At 61.5% G+C, this 14,328-nt stretch carries 17 protein-coding genes; 9 read left to right on the top strand and 8 right to left on the bottom strand.

Going from position 1 to position 14,328, the window contains the following annotated elements; genetic code table 11:
- Positions 1–184 precede the first annotated feature (184 nt).
- Positions 185–1,225: a glutamine synthetase beta-grasp domain-containing protein gene (locus ACPYOP_RS13555; protein ID WP_481410897.1), complete on the bottom strand. Its 1,041-nt coding sequence runs from the start codon at positions 1,223–1,225 to the stop codon at positions 185–187.
- A 444-nt stretch (positions 1,226–1,669) separates the two neighbouring features.
- On the opposite strand from ACPYOP_RS13555, the gene ACPYOP_RS13550 reads away from it, so the two are divergent.
- Complete coding sequence (locus ACPYOP_RS13550) at positions 1,670–1,861, top strand: DUF2735 domain-containing protein (protein ID WP_015338743.1); 192 nt, start codon at positions 1,670–1,672, stop codon at positions 1,859–1,861.
- Positions 1,862–1,870: 9 nt separating this feature from the next.
- Here the strand turns inward: ACPYOP_RS13550 and ACPYOP_RS13545 are convergent, their stop codons facing one another.
- Positions 1,871–2,506, bottom strand: coding sequence for a YitT family protein (locus ACPYOP_RS13545; RefSeq protein WP_132715772.1), 636 nt, complete (start codon positions 2,504–2,506; stop codon positions 1,871–1,873).
- 107 nt (positions 2,507–2,613) lie between these two features.
- Positions 2,614–3,558 carry a class I SAM-dependent methyltransferase gene (locus ACPYOP_RS13540; protein WP_481410896.1) on the bottom strand — a complete coding sequence of 315 codons (945 nt, stop codon included), beginning with the start codon at positions 3,556–3,558 and terminating at the stop codon, positions 2,614–2,616.
- Between the two features lie 144 nt (positions 3,559–3,702).
- On the opposite strand from ACPYOP_RS13540, the gene ACPYOP_RS13535 reads away from it, so the two are divergent.
- Genes ACPYOP_RS13535 through ACPYOP_RS13525 form a run of 3 tightly spaced genes read left to right on the top strand, consistent with a single transcriptional unit; the run spans position 3,703 to position 5,840 of the window.
- Positions 3,703–3,969, top strand: a complete 267-nt coding sequence (locus ACPYOP_RS13535) for a DUF6460 domain-containing protein (protein ID WP_481410895.1) — start codon at positions 3,703–3,705, stop codon at positions 3,967–3,969.
- A 1-nt stretch (position 3,970) separates the two neighbouring features.
- A complete protein-coding gene (locus tag ACPYOP_RS13530; RefSeq protein WP_481410894.1) occupies positions 3,971–4,474 on the top strand; it encodes a CAP domain-containing protein in 504 nt (167 codons plus the stop codon).
- 16 nt (positions 4,475–4,490) lie between these two features.
- Complete coding sequence (locus ACPYOP_RS13525; RefSeq protein ID WP_481410893.1) at positions 4,491–5,840, top strand: MATE family efflux transporter; 1,350 nt, start codon at positions 4,491–4,493, stop codon at positions 5,838–5,840.
- Here ACPYOP_RS13525 and ACPYOP_RS13520 read toward each other — a convergent pair.
- Positions 5,816–6,904 carry a quinone-dependent dihydroorotate dehydrogenase gene (locus ACPYOP_RS13520; RefSeq protein ID WP_481410892.1) on the bottom strand — a complete coding sequence of 363 codons (1,089 nt, stop codon included), beginning with the start codon at positions 6,902–6,904 and terminating at the stop codon, positions 5,816–5,818. The two genes, ACPYOP_RS13525 and ACPYOP_RS13520, sit on opposite strands and share 25 nt — an antisense overlap.
- On the bottom strand, positions 6,901–7,257 hold the full coding sequence (locus tag ACPYOP_RS13515; RefSeq protein ID WP_481410956.1) for a DUF952 domain-containing protein: 357 nt from the start codon (positions 7,255–7,257) through the stop codon (positions 6,901–6,903). Before ACPYOP_RS13515 ends, ACPYOP_RS13520 begins: the two co-directional genes overlap by 4 nt.
- Positions 7,258–7,362: 105 nt before the next feature.
- On the opposite strand from ACPYOP_RS13515, the gene ACPYOP_RS13510 reads away from it, so the two are divergent.
- The 4 genes from ACPYOP_RS13510 (at position 7,363) to ACPYOP_RS13495 (ending at position 10,283) form a co-directional block, all read left to right on the top strand.
- Positions 7,363–7,791 carry a hypothetical protein gene (locus ACPYOP_RS13510; protein WP_481410891.1) on the top strand — a complete coding sequence of 143 codons (429 nt, stop codon included), beginning with the start codon at positions 7,363–7,365 and terminating at the stop codon, positions 7,789–7,791.
- A gap of 141 nt (positions 7,792–7,932) precedes the next feature.
- Positions 7,933–8,598 carry a S24 family peptidase gene (locus tag ACPYOP_RS13505; RefSeq protein WP_481410890.1) on the top strand — a complete coding sequence of 222 codons (666 nt, stop codon included), beginning with the start codon at positions 7,933–7,935 and terminating at the stop codon, positions 8,596–8,598.
- 15 nt (positions 8,599–8,613) lie between these two features.
- On the top strand, positions 8,614–9,693 hold the full coding sequence (locus tag ACPYOP_RS13500; RefSeq protein ID WP_481410889.1) for a hypothetical protein: 1,080 nt from the start codon (positions 8,614–8,616) through the stop codon (positions 9,691–9,693).
- 176 nt (positions 9,694–9,869) lie between these two features.
- Positions 9,870–10,283, top strand: coding sequence for a tellurite resistance TerB family protein (locus ACPYOP_RS13495; protein WP_112343752.1), 414 nt, complete (start codon positions 9,870–9,872; stop codon positions 10,281–10,283).
- Between the two features lie 66 nt (positions 10,284–10,349).
- On the opposite strand, the gene ACPYOP_RS13490 is transcribed toward ACPYOP_RS13495, so the two are convergent.
- From ACPYOP_RS13490 to ACPYOP_RS13480, 3 genes are all read right to left on the bottom strand, one after another.
- Complete coding sequence (locus tag ACPYOP_RS13490) at positions 10,350–11,201, bottom strand: transporter substrate-binding domain-containing protein (protein ID WP_481410955.1); 852 nt, start codon at positions 11,199–11,201, stop codon at positions 10,350–10,352.
- 158 nt (positions 11,202–11,359) lie between these two features.
- Positions 11,360–11,965, bottom strand: coding sequence for an acyltransferase (locus ACPYOP_RS13485; protein ID WP_481410888.1), 606 nt, complete (start codon positions 11,963–11,965; stop codon positions 11,360–11,362).
- A 109-nt stretch (positions 11,966–12,074) separates the two neighbouring features.
- Complete coding sequence (locus ACPYOP_RS13480; RefSeq protein WP_481410887.1) at positions 12,075–13,301, bottom strand: MFS transporter; 1,227 nt, start codon at positions 13,299–13,301, stop codon at positions 12,075–12,077.
- A 101-nt stretch (positions 13,302–13,402) separates the two neighbouring features.
- Here ACPYOP_RS13480 and ACPYOP_RS13475 point away from each other — a divergent pair, with 101 nt between their 5' ends.
- Positions 13,403–14,305 carry a LysR family transcriptional regulator gene (locus ACPYOP_RS13475; protein WP_481410886.1) on the top strand — a complete coding sequence of 301 codons (903 nt, stop codon included), beginning with the start codon at positions 13,403–13,405 and terminating at the stop codon, positions 14,303–14,305.
- The last annotated feature ends 23 nt before the right edge of the window (positions 14,306–14,328 follow it).

Raw genomic sequence — 14,328 nt, 5'->3', positions numbered from 1 at the left:
CCCGGGTGTGGATCCTCGGGTCGAGCCCGAGGATGACGGGTTCAGTGTTTATAGCAGGGCACATAAAGGTCCGGCGATGACCGCCACTAACAAGCTAAGAGCTAGGCCCAAAACGAAAAACGCGGGGCCGAAGCCCCGCGCCGTTCATTAACACCTATGCTCGGCAAGCCAAGCACGGAAACAATCACGCTGCAACCGAGCCGAAGCCAGCCGTCGGAACTTCCGAGATGGTCTTCAGGACCTGCGAAGCGATCTGGTAGGGGTCGCCTTGCGAGTTCGGGCGACGATCTTCAAGATAGCCCTTGTAGTCGTTCTTGACGAAGGAGTGCGGAACGCGGATCGAGGCGCCGCGGTCGGCAACGCCGTAGCTGAACTTGTTCCACGGGGCCGTTTCGTGCTTGCCGGTCAGGCGCAGATGGTTGTCCGGGCCGTAAACAGCGATATGGGCATCCAGGTTCTTGTCGAACTGAGCCATGAGTGCTTCGAAATAGGCCTTGCCGCCGACTTCGCGCATGAACTTGGTCGAGAAGTTGCAGTGCATGCCCGAGCCATTCCAGTCGGTATCGCCGAGCGGCTTGCAATGGAACTCGATGTCGATGCCGTACTTTTCGCACAGGCGCAGCAGCAGGTAGCGTGCCATCCAGATCTGGTCGGCGGCCTTCTTGGAGCCCTTGCCGAAAATCTGGAATTCCCACTGACCCTTGGCCACTTCGGCGTTGATGCCTTCGTGGTTGATGCCTGCTTCGAGGCAAAGGTCGAGATGCTCTTCAACGATCTCGCGGGCGACATCGCCGACGTTCTTGTAGCCGACGCCGGTGTAGTACGGGCCCTGCGGGGCCGGATAGCCGGATTCCGGGAAACCGAGCGGGCGGCCGTCCTGGTAGAAGAAGTATTCCTGCTCGAAGCCGAACCATGCGTCTTCATCGTCGAGGATGGTAGCGCGGCTGTTGGAAGCGTGCGGCGTGACGCCATCCGGCATCATGACTTCGCACATGACGAGCGCGCCGTTGGTGCGGGCCGGGTCCGGATAGATGGCGACGGGCTTCAGCACGCAATCGGAGCTGCGGCCTTCGGCCTGCATCGTCGACGAACCGTCGAAGCCCCAAAGCGGAAGCTGTTCGAGCGTCGGAAATGCGTCGAATTCCTTGATCTGCGTTTTACCGCGCAGGTTCGGTACCGGGGTGTACCCGTCGAGCCAGATGTACTCGAGCTTAAATTTCGTCATTACGCACCTCATAACAGTTAATCAGGCGAAGTAGGAAAAACTTGGCCCGGCGCGCCCGCCGGAAAATCCTCTCTACGATCGGCTGGCAAGAGAGATGCATGTGCCGTGCCAGATCGCATCGACATCTGACTCGTCAGGCGAGATTTTTATGATTCAGCCGCGTTCGGGCAAGATTTCCCGCTGCCAAGCATCAGATTCTTTTCAAATCGCCGCCATGGTCCCAATCGAACTGCCAAAGTGTCGCAGGCTCCAACGGTCCTAAAATGGATTGGAAAATCGGCGGATCAAAGAAGCGGCATCCGCTGCACCAGCGTCGAATTGCCTACAATTTCATCATTTAGCATTTTTTTTAAGCGGAATGGTGATATTTGCCTTGGGCTTTGCTATATATGAGTTGTCTCTTGAAGCGCGCCCGCTTGAACACCAAAAAGGGAGAGACAACGAATGGCAATCGGTACTCGCCACGAAACCGCAAAGATCTATCAGTTTCCCGTCACGGCCCGCCCCACGGCGCTCAGCCAGCGTCCGAAGGTGAACCTCACCCCGGATATCGGCCCGTCTATTGCGACGGCCGCATTCGATAGCTGGTATCACGAAGCCGCGATCGTCGAATCCGACGAGACCCGCAAGCAATAGATATAAGCTTTACAGCGCTATATAGCGGTCTGAGCGATGATTGATCGCAACGAAAAGGTTGAGGACAATTGCGCCGATGACGGAGCAGATGACCACTGGCGGCGTGGTCACAGCAAAAGCGACCGCGAGCACGCATAGGTCGATTGCAAGCTGCACCAACCCTGCCCTGATGCCGAAACGCTCCTGCAGATAAATCCCCAGAATGCCGACGCCGCCGAGGCTTGCCCGATGGCGATAGAGTGCGAGCAGCCCGAAGCCGAGCAGAATGCCGCCGAGGAGCGCCGACCACAGCGCGTTGATATGCGCAACATTGAACAGCACCGGCTGCAGATTGGTCAGCAGCGAGGTCAGCGCGATGGCGATGAAGGTCTTGATGGTGAAGGCCGGGCCGAGCTGTTTCAGCGACAGATAGAAGAACGGCAGATTGACGACGAAGAAGGCCAGGCCGAAATTCACGCCGATGGCGTAATGCAGCAGGAAAGCAATGCCGGCGGTACTGCCGGTCAAAAGGCCGGCACTTGAAAGGCAGAACAGCCCCAGCGACGAAATCAGGCTGCCGGAGACGATACCCTGAACATCCTCAATCCACGAATGCCGGGTCGCGGACGTCTTCCAGACACCAAATGCGCTCTTTGCGTTTGCCATGTGCTTTCCCCTGGGTTTCCAGGCTTTTTGCTGAAAACTCAGGCGACAATCAAGCAAAAATACGTAAGCAATACTGACCTATTTTAAATTCGCAAGATTCGAAATCATCAAGCCGATTTCCGGGTAATGAACAGAATGCCGTGGACCGGTTTTCCGCCATCCATGCGAATGATGCTGCGGGTGAGATCCAGCACCGTAAAGCCGTGACCGACCAATATTTCCCGAACATAGGCTTCGGAGTGCGCAAATCGGAGGGAATCGCGCAGCACATAGCCATCCGGTTGCTGCGCGTCCTCGACGGAAAAGGCGAAGATCGCTCCACCGACCGAAAGCTTGCGGACGATCGCCATCACACCTTGCAGATCGCCGAGATACATCAGCACGTCGGCGGCGGTGATCAGATCGGCACGGCCCGGCACCAGCCCGGCATCGAAAACGCCGGACAGATCCGGCTCCAGCGACAGATCGGCCTGACCGAGATGATCGTAGACATGTTTCTCGGTCGCCTTGGCAAGCATGCCCTTCGAGAGATCGTAACCCTCGAGCCGATCGACATGGGCACGGATTTCCGGTCCGAACAGGCCCGTGCCGCAGCCGAGATCGACGGCAAGGCGGAAATGTTTCGGGATACCGGCCGTTTCGGCAATCAGCGTCGCAAGCTTGTCTGGCACGCTGTAGTCGAGCTTCTCGACGAGCGAGGTTTCGAAACGGTCGGCATAGTCATCGAACAACCGCTCGACATAGAGGCTCGGTGGCCGGTCGGGCACATCGGCGCCGCCGAGAACCGCCAGCTTCAGGCGAGCGCCGAAAACATCGCCCTCATCCAACATCAGCACCTCGTTCAGCGCGGCGATCGCGCCCGGCGCATCGCCGGCCTTCTCGCGATAGGTCGCAAGCGTGAACCAGCCGGCCGCCCAGCGCGGCACCAGCTCCAGCGCCTGCTCCATCAGCTCGGCCGCGCTCGCCGGCTCGCCGCTTTCGGCAAGCATCTTCGCATAGTCGGCGCGGCGGTCGCCAATGACATCGCCGGAGGAAAGCTGGCTCGGCAACATGGGTTTCATCCTGTTTGACGCTCGCCTTTGAACGCGGCCACAAAAAAACTCAAGTCCTATTTCAGGCAAAGGCAAAAGTGCTTGCGAGTCGCAGGCCCCGGCCCTATCTCAAGCACCACCGACTGCCATCATGGAGACGTCCGCATGTCCGATCAGGTGAACAGATTCCTTGGCGACTCGCCCGGCCGCACGCTGGTGAAGCTCATCATCGTGTCGCTCGTCGTCGGCTTCGTGATGAAGTTCTTCGGCTGGCGTCCGCTCGATTTCCTCTATGGCGTCCGCCGCTTCCTCACCGATCTCTGGCACAGCGGCTTCGCTGCGCTCGGCGAATTCGGCGACTACGTGCTGCTTGGCGCATCCATCGTCATTCCCATCTTCATCATCCTTCGTTTGTTCAATTACCGCCGCTGACATGACCTCCCCGACAATGAACTTCACGCGCCGCGATGCGCTGCGCCTCGCCGCCCTTGCGCTCACCGCCTCCGTCGCAAGCTGTGCGACGCCGCCCGCCCGTGTTTCCAATATCCCGGCCAGCGACCAGACCGCTTCCGCTCTGCCGCTCGTCAATGCGCTGCGCGCCAAGAACGGCCTGCCGCCCTTGAGGATCGATACCGCCGCCAGCACCGCCGCCGTCTACCAGGCACGACGCATGGCGGATGCCGGCAAGATGGAACACCTGATCGGCATGGGCGACGATTTCGGCAAGCGTGTCAAGGCGAGCGGCGTCAAGCTGCCGGCCGCCGAGAACATCGCCGAAGGCCAGCACGACGTGAGCGCCGCGGTGACAGCCTGGATCAATTCGCCGAAGCATTTGCACAACATGCTCGGCAAATATGACGGCCTTGGCGTCGCTCTTGCCTATACCCCCTCTTCCGGTGACAAGCCCTATTGGTCCATGGTGCTTTCCTCGAACTGAGGAGGCGGAAGGTAATATGGATGTTCAGCAGCGGAGCGTAAGGGTCCTGCCCTTTGAGGTAACGCATCGGCTCGTGCTGTCGATCGCGCTTCCGATGACGCTCGGCTTCATGACGACACCCCTGCTCGGTCTCGTCGATACAGCCGTCGTCGGCCACATGGGCCAGCCGGACGCGCTGGCGGGCCTTGCCATCGGCGCCGTGCTGTTCGACCTCCTCTTTGCCAGCTTCAACTTCCTGCGCGCCTCGACAACAGGACTGACGGCCCAGGCCTATGGCCGCCACGACCGGCACGAGCAACAGGCGGTCTTCTGGCGTGCCCTGATCTGGGCGCTCGGCTGCGGCATCATGATCGTCCTTCTGTCGCCGCTGCTACTCTGGATCGGCATCAAGCTGATGGGACCGCAAGGCGGTATCGCCGACGCGACGCGTACCTATTTTTCCATCCGCATGCTCTCCGGCCCGGCGGCGCTTGCCAATTACGCACTGCTCGGCTTCGTGCTTGGCCGCGGCCAGGGCCGCATCGGGCTCTTGCTGCAGACGGTCATTAACGGCGTCAACATCGTGCTCGCCATCCTGCTCGGCCTCCGGCTTGGCTGGGGTGTCGCCGGCGTTGCCTGGGGCACGTTGATCGGCGAAGCGAGCGGCATGCTGCTCGGGCTTTTCATCGTGCTGCGCAGCTTTGCCGGCGAAGAACGGCCGGCGCGTTCGGAACTGTTCTCGCGCGCCAAGCTCACGCAGCTCTTCGCGCTCAATCGCGATATCCTGATCCGGACCTTCGTATTGATCGGCGCCTTTACGCTGATGACACGGATCGGCAACAGCTTCGGCGCGGTCATGCTTGCCGCCAATGCCGTGCTGATGAATTTCTTTTTGTTATCCGGCTACTATCTCGATGGTCTCGCCAACGCCGCCGAGCAGATCACCGGCCGTTCGATCGGTGCCAACTACCGTCCGGCCTTCGAGCGCGGGCTGAAGCTGACCGGGCTTTGGTCCTTCGGGCTGGCGCTTGCCGCCGCCATCTTCTTTTTCACCGTCGGGCCGGCACTGATCCGCCTGCTGACCACCTCGGAGGAGGTCCGGGCCGCGGCCGGAACCTATCTGCCCTGGGCGGCGATAACCGGCTTGACCGGCGCGCTCGCCTTCCTGATGGATGGGGTCTTCATCGGCGCCACATGGTCGCGCGAGATGCGCAACAAGATGCTGCTCTCCTTCGGCGGCTATCTCATGGCGCTCGCCATCTTCGTGCCGACGCTCGGCAATCACGGCCTCTGGATGGCCATGAATGCCTTCCTGCTGTTTCGCGGCATCTTCCTGGCCATGGGCTTGAAGAAGCGAGCCGATCAGACGTTCCGGTTTGCCCAGTAATCCAGCCTGGCATCGCGCAGATCGCGGATCGAGCCGGCACGCTGGTGATCAAGCAGTTTCGACAGGCCAGAGACGACCTGTCCCGGCAATCCAGGCCCTTCATAGACCATACAGGAATAGAGCTGCACGAGATCGGCGCCTGCCTTGATCTTTTCCAGCGCCGTCTCTGCCGACGACACGCCGCCGACACCGATGATCGGCAAAGCAGCACCCACACGGCGGCGCATTTTGGCAAGCACAGCGGTCGATTTTTCGAAGACCGGCTTGCCGGAAAGGCCGCCCGCTTCCTTGGCCTGCCGCTGATCCTTCAAGCCATCGCGCGACAGCGTCGTGTTGGAGACGATCAAACCATCGAGCGCATGAGACAAGGCTTCGGCGGCGATATCGTCCATTCCCTCCTCGGTCAGATCGGGGGCGATCTTGAGGAAGACCGGGATGCGCTTGCCGGCCTTCGCCGCTTCCTCGTCACGCGCGACAAGGACTGCCGACAACAGGGCCGACAGGCTTTCGCGCGCCTGCAGGTCGCGCAGGCCCGGTGTGTTCGGCGAGGAGATATTGGCGGTGAAATAGCGCGCCACCGAATAGAAGCGGCGGATACCGGCGACGTAGTCGGCAATGCGGTCGACGCTATCCTTGTTGGCGCCGATATTGACGCCGATGATGCCATTGCCACGGATGGCTTTCAGCCGCTGGAAGGCCGCTTCATGCCCTTCATTGTTGAAGCCGAGGCGGTTGATGACGCCTTCGTCTTCGACCAGGCGGAAGATGCGCGGGCGGGGATTGCCCGACTGCGGCTTCGGCGTAACCGTGCCGATCTCCGTGAAGCCGAAGCCGAGTTTCAGCAGCGCCTCCGGCACTTCGGCATTCTTGTCATAGCCTGCGGCCATGCCGATGGGATTGGCAAAATCGAGCCCGGCCACGGTCTGGCGCAGGCGAGGATCGGTACTGACGCGGCACGCCGGCACGATGCCGGATTTCAGCGCCGCTATCGACATGCCGTGGGCGGTTTCCGGATCGAACAGGAACAGGCCGCGCCGGCCGAGATCGCGAAAGGCGCCGATCATTCCGCCATCTCCGGAAAGACATGGGCGCCGTCATCGCCAAGCGGCAGCGGCTTTTCCCAGAGCACGGCCGAAAGCGGCAGCGGCGCATAGAGATGCGGGAAGAGATCGCCGCCGCGCGAGGGTTCGAACACCAGCTTGTCGCCGAGCGCATCGCCGTCGATCGCCACCAGCAGCAGGCCGGTCTGCCCGGCGAAATGACGCGCGGCCGTCTCCCTTGCCTGCTTCGCGGTGGAGAAATGAATGAAGCCGTCGGTCAGATCGATCGCAGCGCCATCAAAAACGCCGGTTTGTCTGGCTTGCTGCCAGAGCGCATCCGGCACGATCTTGTAAACCATTGGCATGGCGGTCATCATCCCTATGTAAAGCTGTGCTGAAAGGGCTTTGCACGAAAACATCAGCCCGTGTCCACGGTTTCCGTGATGGATTTGAGGTTTAACGCAGAAAATCCGGAGGATGACATGACGAAGGAACTGAAAATCGGCCTTGCAGCCGTGCTTATGCCCACTGCTTTTCTTCTCTCCACACCGGCTCTCTCAGCCGAACCGGATGCAACGCGCTTCCAGCTGGAGCGTAGCGGCGATCATTTCATTCGCCTCGACAAACAGACGGGTGCCATGTCCCTTTGCCAGGACCAGGGCGGCAATCTCGTCTGCCGCATGGCCGCCGACGAGCGCGCCGCCTATGATGACGAGCTCGACCGCCTCGCCGATCGCGTGACGAAACTGGAAAAGACCGTCGCCGCAAACAAGGGCTCAAGCCTTCCGAGCGACGCCGAGGTCGACCGCACGCTCGGCATCATGCAGAAATTCATGCGCGGCTTCATGGGCATGGCGAAGGAGTTCCAGAACGAGCAGCCGGACACCAAGCCGCTGCCGCAGAAGACGTGAAGACGGCAAAAAGCCCCATGATGAAAGCACGGGGATAAAGGACCGTATTCCTATGCCGCCCTTTACTCGTCAAAATGCCTCGGTTAACCTTTTTTAAAGAGTTGAGCGCCGGGCGAGCCGGTACGCGGATGCTGAGCGGCGATGCTGTCACACGAGCAGATATGGGGTGCGATCGACCGGCTTGCCGAGCGGCACGCCTTGACCCCTTCCGGGCTCGCACGCCGTGCCGGGCTTGACGCCACCTCCTTCAACAAATCGAAGCGATTGAGCCAGGACGGGCGCCTGCGCTGGCCGTCGACGGAATCGATCGCCAAGATCCTGGATGCGACCGGAGCCAGCCTGGAGCAGTTCCTGAGCTTCATCCGGCCGGGCGAACCGGCTGGCACCGTAGCGATGCATGGGATTTCGCCGGCTGAAAACGCCATCCCCCTGATCGGTTTTGCCCAGGCGGGCGCCGGCGGCTTCTTCGACGACGGCGGGTTTCCTGCCGGTCAGGGCTGGGACATGGTGGAATTTCCCGTCGCGGCCGGGCAAAGGGCCGGCGTCTATGCGCTCGAAGTCCAGGGCGAAAGCATGTTGCCGCTCTATCGCGACGGGGATATTCTGATCGTCGAGCCAGGGGCTCAGATCAGGAAAAATGACCGTGTCGTTGTAAAGACCCGCGAGGGTGAAGTGATGGCCAAGGTCCTGCTGCGGCAGAGCGCGAAATCGATAGAACTCCTGTCGCTGAACCCCGAACACCCCAACCGCAGCTTCGATCTTGCGGATGTGGAATGGATCGCCCGGATCATATGGGCCAGCCAATAGGAAAGTTTTCTCGTTATGCGTCGTAATCTTTGGCTCGCATGCGCGGTAGGCGCGGTTGTTGGTTCCTGGTTGACCTTCGTCGCGGTCCCGATGGGGAAGCACGGCTTTGCCCTACCCGGCCGAGCCGGCAGCGCCACGACGGCTGCGAACAAGCCCGCCGCGACCGCGCCGACAGAGACTGCCAAGGCCGACGCAAAAGCCGTCGAAATGGCCAAGCAGGACGACACGGCGTCAAACAAATCGCAGCCAAACAGCCAGCCGGCAGCGCAGGTCGCGAACTCCACAAACGAAAAGACGGCTCTGCCAGTCGCGGCCTCCGACAGCAGTCCGGAATTGCGGGCAATCGCGGCTGCAGCGTCGCCTGCATCGGCCACGGACGACGTCGCTAAAACGCCTGGCAGTAACGTTACGAAGGATGCGGATATCTCCGCCGCCCAGAAGCGAGAGCCAGCGAACGCCGCGTCAGACAAGACGGCCACCGCCGAACAGACGAAAGCCGACCCCACTCCGGACAACCGAACCCCGGCCGACCAGATCGATAGGGAAATGTCGGCAGCCGCATATCGGACCCTTCCCCCACAGCCGCAGCAGGCCCAGCCCAAGCCCGAGTCGCAACAGACTTCGCTCGATCCGGCGTCCAAGCCGCAGGGGCAGGCGACGATCGAGCTTGTCCGGCCATTTGCCGACCAGGCGGGCATACTGACCCTCGGCGGCAGAAGCGTGCAGCTGAACGGGATCATTCCGACCGACGTCGACCGGATGTGCACCGGCCCGAGCGGCAACAGCTGGCCCTGCGGCCAGGCCGCCCGCACGGCATTCCGCATGTATCTGCGCGGTCGCGCCATCGATTGCGATGTGCCGGACCCCGCCTGGAAGGGCATGATCAAGGGCGAGTGCCGCTATGTCCGCGTCGACCTCAGCGCTTGGCTCGTCCGCTTCGGCTGGGCGGATCCGGAACCCGGCTCTCCGCTTGCGTCCCTTGTCGATGAGGCCAAGCAGAAGAAGCGCGGCATGTATGGAGACGATCCGCGCAAGAACGGGAAATCGACGCTTGGGCCGCCGCCAGCCAAGGAAAATCCACTCAATCCGATCTGATGCCTTGCTTCCGCCATTGCAGTGCACTGCATGATATATGGCGCTGAGGTCGTTGTAGCACTTTAGATCCGCTGCATAATTCCTTAAATCGATTCCGATTTAAGGAATTATGCAGTAACTTTTGCCATGAGACGCGCGACTTTTCAGTCTGCCAAATTCAAAGGACTTCGCCTGCCATGAACAAGCCGCTTTCTGCTCACGAGGCCCTGATCTACGTCATGGTATTGGCCTCGGCCGTCGACCGCACGATGAACGACCGGGAACTCAGCCGCATTGGCGAGCTCATTCACGCCCTGCCGGTCTTCAAGGGGTTCGACGACGAGAAGCTGATTTCCGTCTCCCGTGATTGCGCCAAACTGCTTTCCAACAATGAGGGCCTGGATATCGTGCTCGAAACCGTGCGCGATACGCTGCCGGCGCGCCTTTACGACACGGCCTACGCGCTTGCCGTCGAAGTCGCTTCGGCCGACCTGTCGGTCAAGGCCGAGGAATTGCGCCTGCTCAGCCTGCTTCGCGATCGCTTCGGCCTGGACAAGCTCACCTGCGCCGCCATCGAGCGCAGCGCCATTGCCCGCTATCGCAAAGCCTGAAGCATTTTCTTGCTTTGCGCATTCCGGACGGAAAACCGCTGCGCATTTTTCCTGGAACTGCTCTGATCAGTAAAGCCCGTAAGGGAAATAGCGCAGATAGATTTCCTGCAGCCTGCCGTCGCGCGACAGTGTGGCAAGGGCATGGTTGATCGCGGCCGTCAGATCGGCATCCTGCTGACGCAGCATAATGGTCATGCCTTCGCCGAGGAACTGCTGCGACAGGTAGGGACCGTCAAACAAGGCGCAGCATTTTTCCGCCGCCGGTGAGGAAACCCAGAATGACAGCTGCAGGCCATCGGCAAAGGCGGCATCGACCTTGCCGTCCTTGACGGCCGCGAGCAGCGCATCCTTGTCGTCGAACGGCACCGGCTTGATCGCAGGGAAGAAGGCGGCCAGCATGGCCTCGTGCACCGTGCCCCTGACGACGCCGACCGGGTGGCCCGCAAGCGACGCGGCCGTGGTGCCACTGAGCGACGCCTTGAGATTGCGCACGAAGCGGGCCGGCAGCATCAGGAACGGGCGCGAGAAAGCGAAGCTCTTGCGCAGCTCGGGCGTGACGGCCACGCCTGATATCACCGCATCGCCCTGCGAAGCCGCCAGTGCTGCCTGCAGCTCGCCAAAGGGCAAGGCCTGGATCTGGCACTTGTCCGCTATGTCGAGCTCGTCGCAGATCTTGCGGGCAAGCTCGACATGGAAGCCGGTGAGCTTGCCGTTCTGATCGAGAAAGTTGAAGGGCGGAAAATCGATCGAAGTCAGGAAGCGCAGCCTGACCAGCGAGGACAGATCGGGCTTGGGCAGGCGTTCGCGCGCATCGAACAGGATCGGCAGGTTCGACGGCTTCGCCTCCTGGGCGTGGACGGAAAACGGCAGAGCGCAGGACATGGCGATCAGCGCCGCATGCGCGATAGACCGGGCCATGGAGATTGGCGACGAAAGGCAAACACGCATGGTCTTGATCCGGCCTCCGGTCGTGGATGCACATTCCTGATTCACCGATACGATGTAGCAGAGTCATGCCCCAGGGGGAATATCGAGGGGAATATCGCGCTCGGCAAGGATGGCGGCAGCGCCCGCGACTACTTTTTCGCGCGGGCGAGCAATTCGACCTTTGCCGATCCGCGGCCGCCGGTTTCTCCCCGCCGCTTCACCAGCCTTGCCGGAGCTCCGACATAGATGCCGTAGGGCTCGGTCTTCCCCTTGACCACGGCGTTGGCGCCGATGACACATCCCTTGGCGACATGGGCGCCGCCGAGGATCTTGGCGCCCGCCCCGATCCAGACATCGTCTTCGATGACGATCGGCTTCTTGGTGACGCCCTGCATGCGGATCGGCTGCGTGAGGTCGTCGAAATTGTGATCGAAGGACACGACCATCGCATGTGCGGCGATGCGCACGTCGTTGCCGATCGTGATGCCGCCGCGTCCCAGCAGAATGGCATAGTCGTTGAGGGAGACATTCCGGCCGATATCGATGCTGCCGCGTTGGGCGTCAATGACGATCCCCCTTCGGAGAAAGGCCTTTTGTCCGATCGTGACGCTGCCATCCTTCCAGATGATCGTCGCGCTGCCCGGCACCTTCGTGCGGCGGGAAATCTTCAACACGCCGCGCGTGAAGATCGCCCTCAGCCTGTAAAACAACGCAACATTGAGCATCGGCATCCATTCCAGTTGACGGATGATCATCTGGCACGAATGTCTGGCATCAACCTGAAGGAAGAAAGGTATTATTGCGGCAGCATCCAATAATGCCGCCGCCATTCGTTTGTAACGAACATTCGGGTCGCCGGACGCGTCATGTCCTTACGGCAAGCCCGGTCAGAAGCGCCGCAGTTCCGAAAACTGCGCCGGCGGCACAGACCGCGGTCCAGCCGCCCCAGCTCCAGGCCGTCCCTGCCAGCGCCGAGCCCACGGCGCCGCCGAGAAAGAAGATGCCGACAAACAGGCCGTTGATACGGCCGCGCGCCTCCGGCCGCAGCAGATTGATTGCCCTGCGTCCCAATGTCTGATCGCCGGTGGCGCCGACATCGAGCATCACGGCGCCCGCGCCGAGCACAACCAGGAAAATCAGGGAATGGCCGGTCTCGCCTTCGCCCGCCCATGCAGACAGCGCCATGGCACCGAGCAGGATCAGGTGCGAGACGGTTGTTGCCATGCGCGTCCAGCCGCGGTCACCCATCCGGCCGAAGGGAGAGGTCGCCGCCGCGCCGCCTGCTCCGACAAGGGCGAAAAGGGCGATGCCGGCTTGGTCGAGGGAGAAAGGCGGCTGCGTCAGGCGCAGCGCGACCGCTGTCCAGAAAAGGCTGAAACTCGCCATCACCATAGCAGCCGTGAACGCGCGTACCCGCAACACCGGCTCATCACGCAGCAATTGCCAGAGCGAGGCGATCAGCGCGACATAGCCGGTGTTCACCAGCGGCCGGCGTTCCGGTAATCGGAGTGCAAGAACGGCGATCAGCAGGGCAAGCGCCGCGGCGCTGATCGCGTAGAAGCTTCGCCAACCCCATATGCCGGCGACCAGACTTGCCAAGGGCCGTGACAGCAAAATGCCGACCATCAGACCGCTCATGACATTGCCGATCACCCGGCCGCGATGTTCCGGCGGCGTCATCGCCGCAGCGATCGGCACGAGGATCTGAATGGCGGAGCAGGCAGCCCCCAGGCCGAAGAGGAAGACAAGCAGGCTCCAGCCGGTCGGCGCGAAAGCGGCAGCGACCGCCATGACCAGGGCCGAGACGAGCATGCGCAGGACCAGCCGGCGGTTTTCGACGAGATCGGCAAGCGGCACGAGGAAAAACAGGCCGGCGGCATAGCCCAGCAATGACGCCATGGCGACGAGGCCGGCTGCGTTTTCTGAAAAACCAAGCGACGGACCGATGACGCCGACCAGCGTCTGCGGCGCAAAGAGATTGCTGACGATGACACCGGTGGCGACGGCAAACAGCAATGTCGAGGGTGCAGCGACCGCCTCCGGCGCGTCGTCTTCGGCATCACTCGTGACGCGTTCGGGAACCTGGGACATGACCTCTCCAATGATTTCTGATAATATTGATAGCCATGTTTATCGCTTTGCTGCATAATGCGGCAATTGAAATGAACTAATAATGATTATGCGAGTTCATCATGAACATTCATGATCTTGAAGCTTTCGTCGCCGTGGTGGAAACGGGCTCGATCGTTGCCGCCTCGGCACGCATCAACCTGACACAGCCGGGCATTACCCGGCGTGTCCAGAACCTGGAAGACAGTCTCGGCATTGCGCTGCTCGACCGGCAGTCGAAGCCCCTCAAGCCGACTGCGGCGGGACGCGAGGCCTATGAGCATGGCCGCCGCGTGCTCCGCTCGCTCGATGATCTCAAGGCCGGCGTTTCGCCCGGCGGTGCGATCGGTGGCGAATTCCGTCTCGGCATCATGCCCTATCTCTCGGAGGCGGCACTCTCGGCCCCCCTCGATCAGCTGCGCAACGAGTTTCCACGGCTGACGCTGCGCATCGTTTCGGGCTGGTCGCCGCAGCTCATCGAGCAGGTGGCGCATAGCCAGCTGGACGCGGCCACTGTCTGCCTGGCGGAAGGTGTCGAGCCGCCTGATAATGTCGTCGGCGATGTGCTCGGGGTCCACAGCGTCATCCTCGTCGCAGCACCATCGCTCGGCGTTCCCAAGACGCCGCGGCTTAAAGACCTCGCCCGCTTCCCCTGGATCATGAACCAGAGCGGCTGCGGCTTCCGCGCCTTCATTCATCACCGCTTCGAAGCGGAGCGCCTGCCCTTTGACGTCGCCGTCGAGGCGATGAGCGCCGATCTGCGCATGTCCCTGGTGGCGCGCGGCCTCGGCATCGGTGTTCTGACACCTGCCGCACTGGCCGACAGCCGCTGGCGCAATGCGGTCGAGATCGTCGAGGCGCCGGATTTCAACCCGAAAGTCGTCAACTGGCTGATACATCGCCCGCCGGCAGGACGGCTTGGCCGCCCGATTGCGACCTTCGGCGAAGCGCTGATGGAGACGCTCAAGACGAGAGGCCGTTTTTGACGTAATACGAATATTTTGGGATT

Source organism: Rhizobium sp. KNZ2-6A (assembly GCF_056755475.1).
The sequence above is the reverse complement of the archived record's forward strand: the minus strand, read 5'-3'. Positions and strand labels throughout refer to the sequence as shown.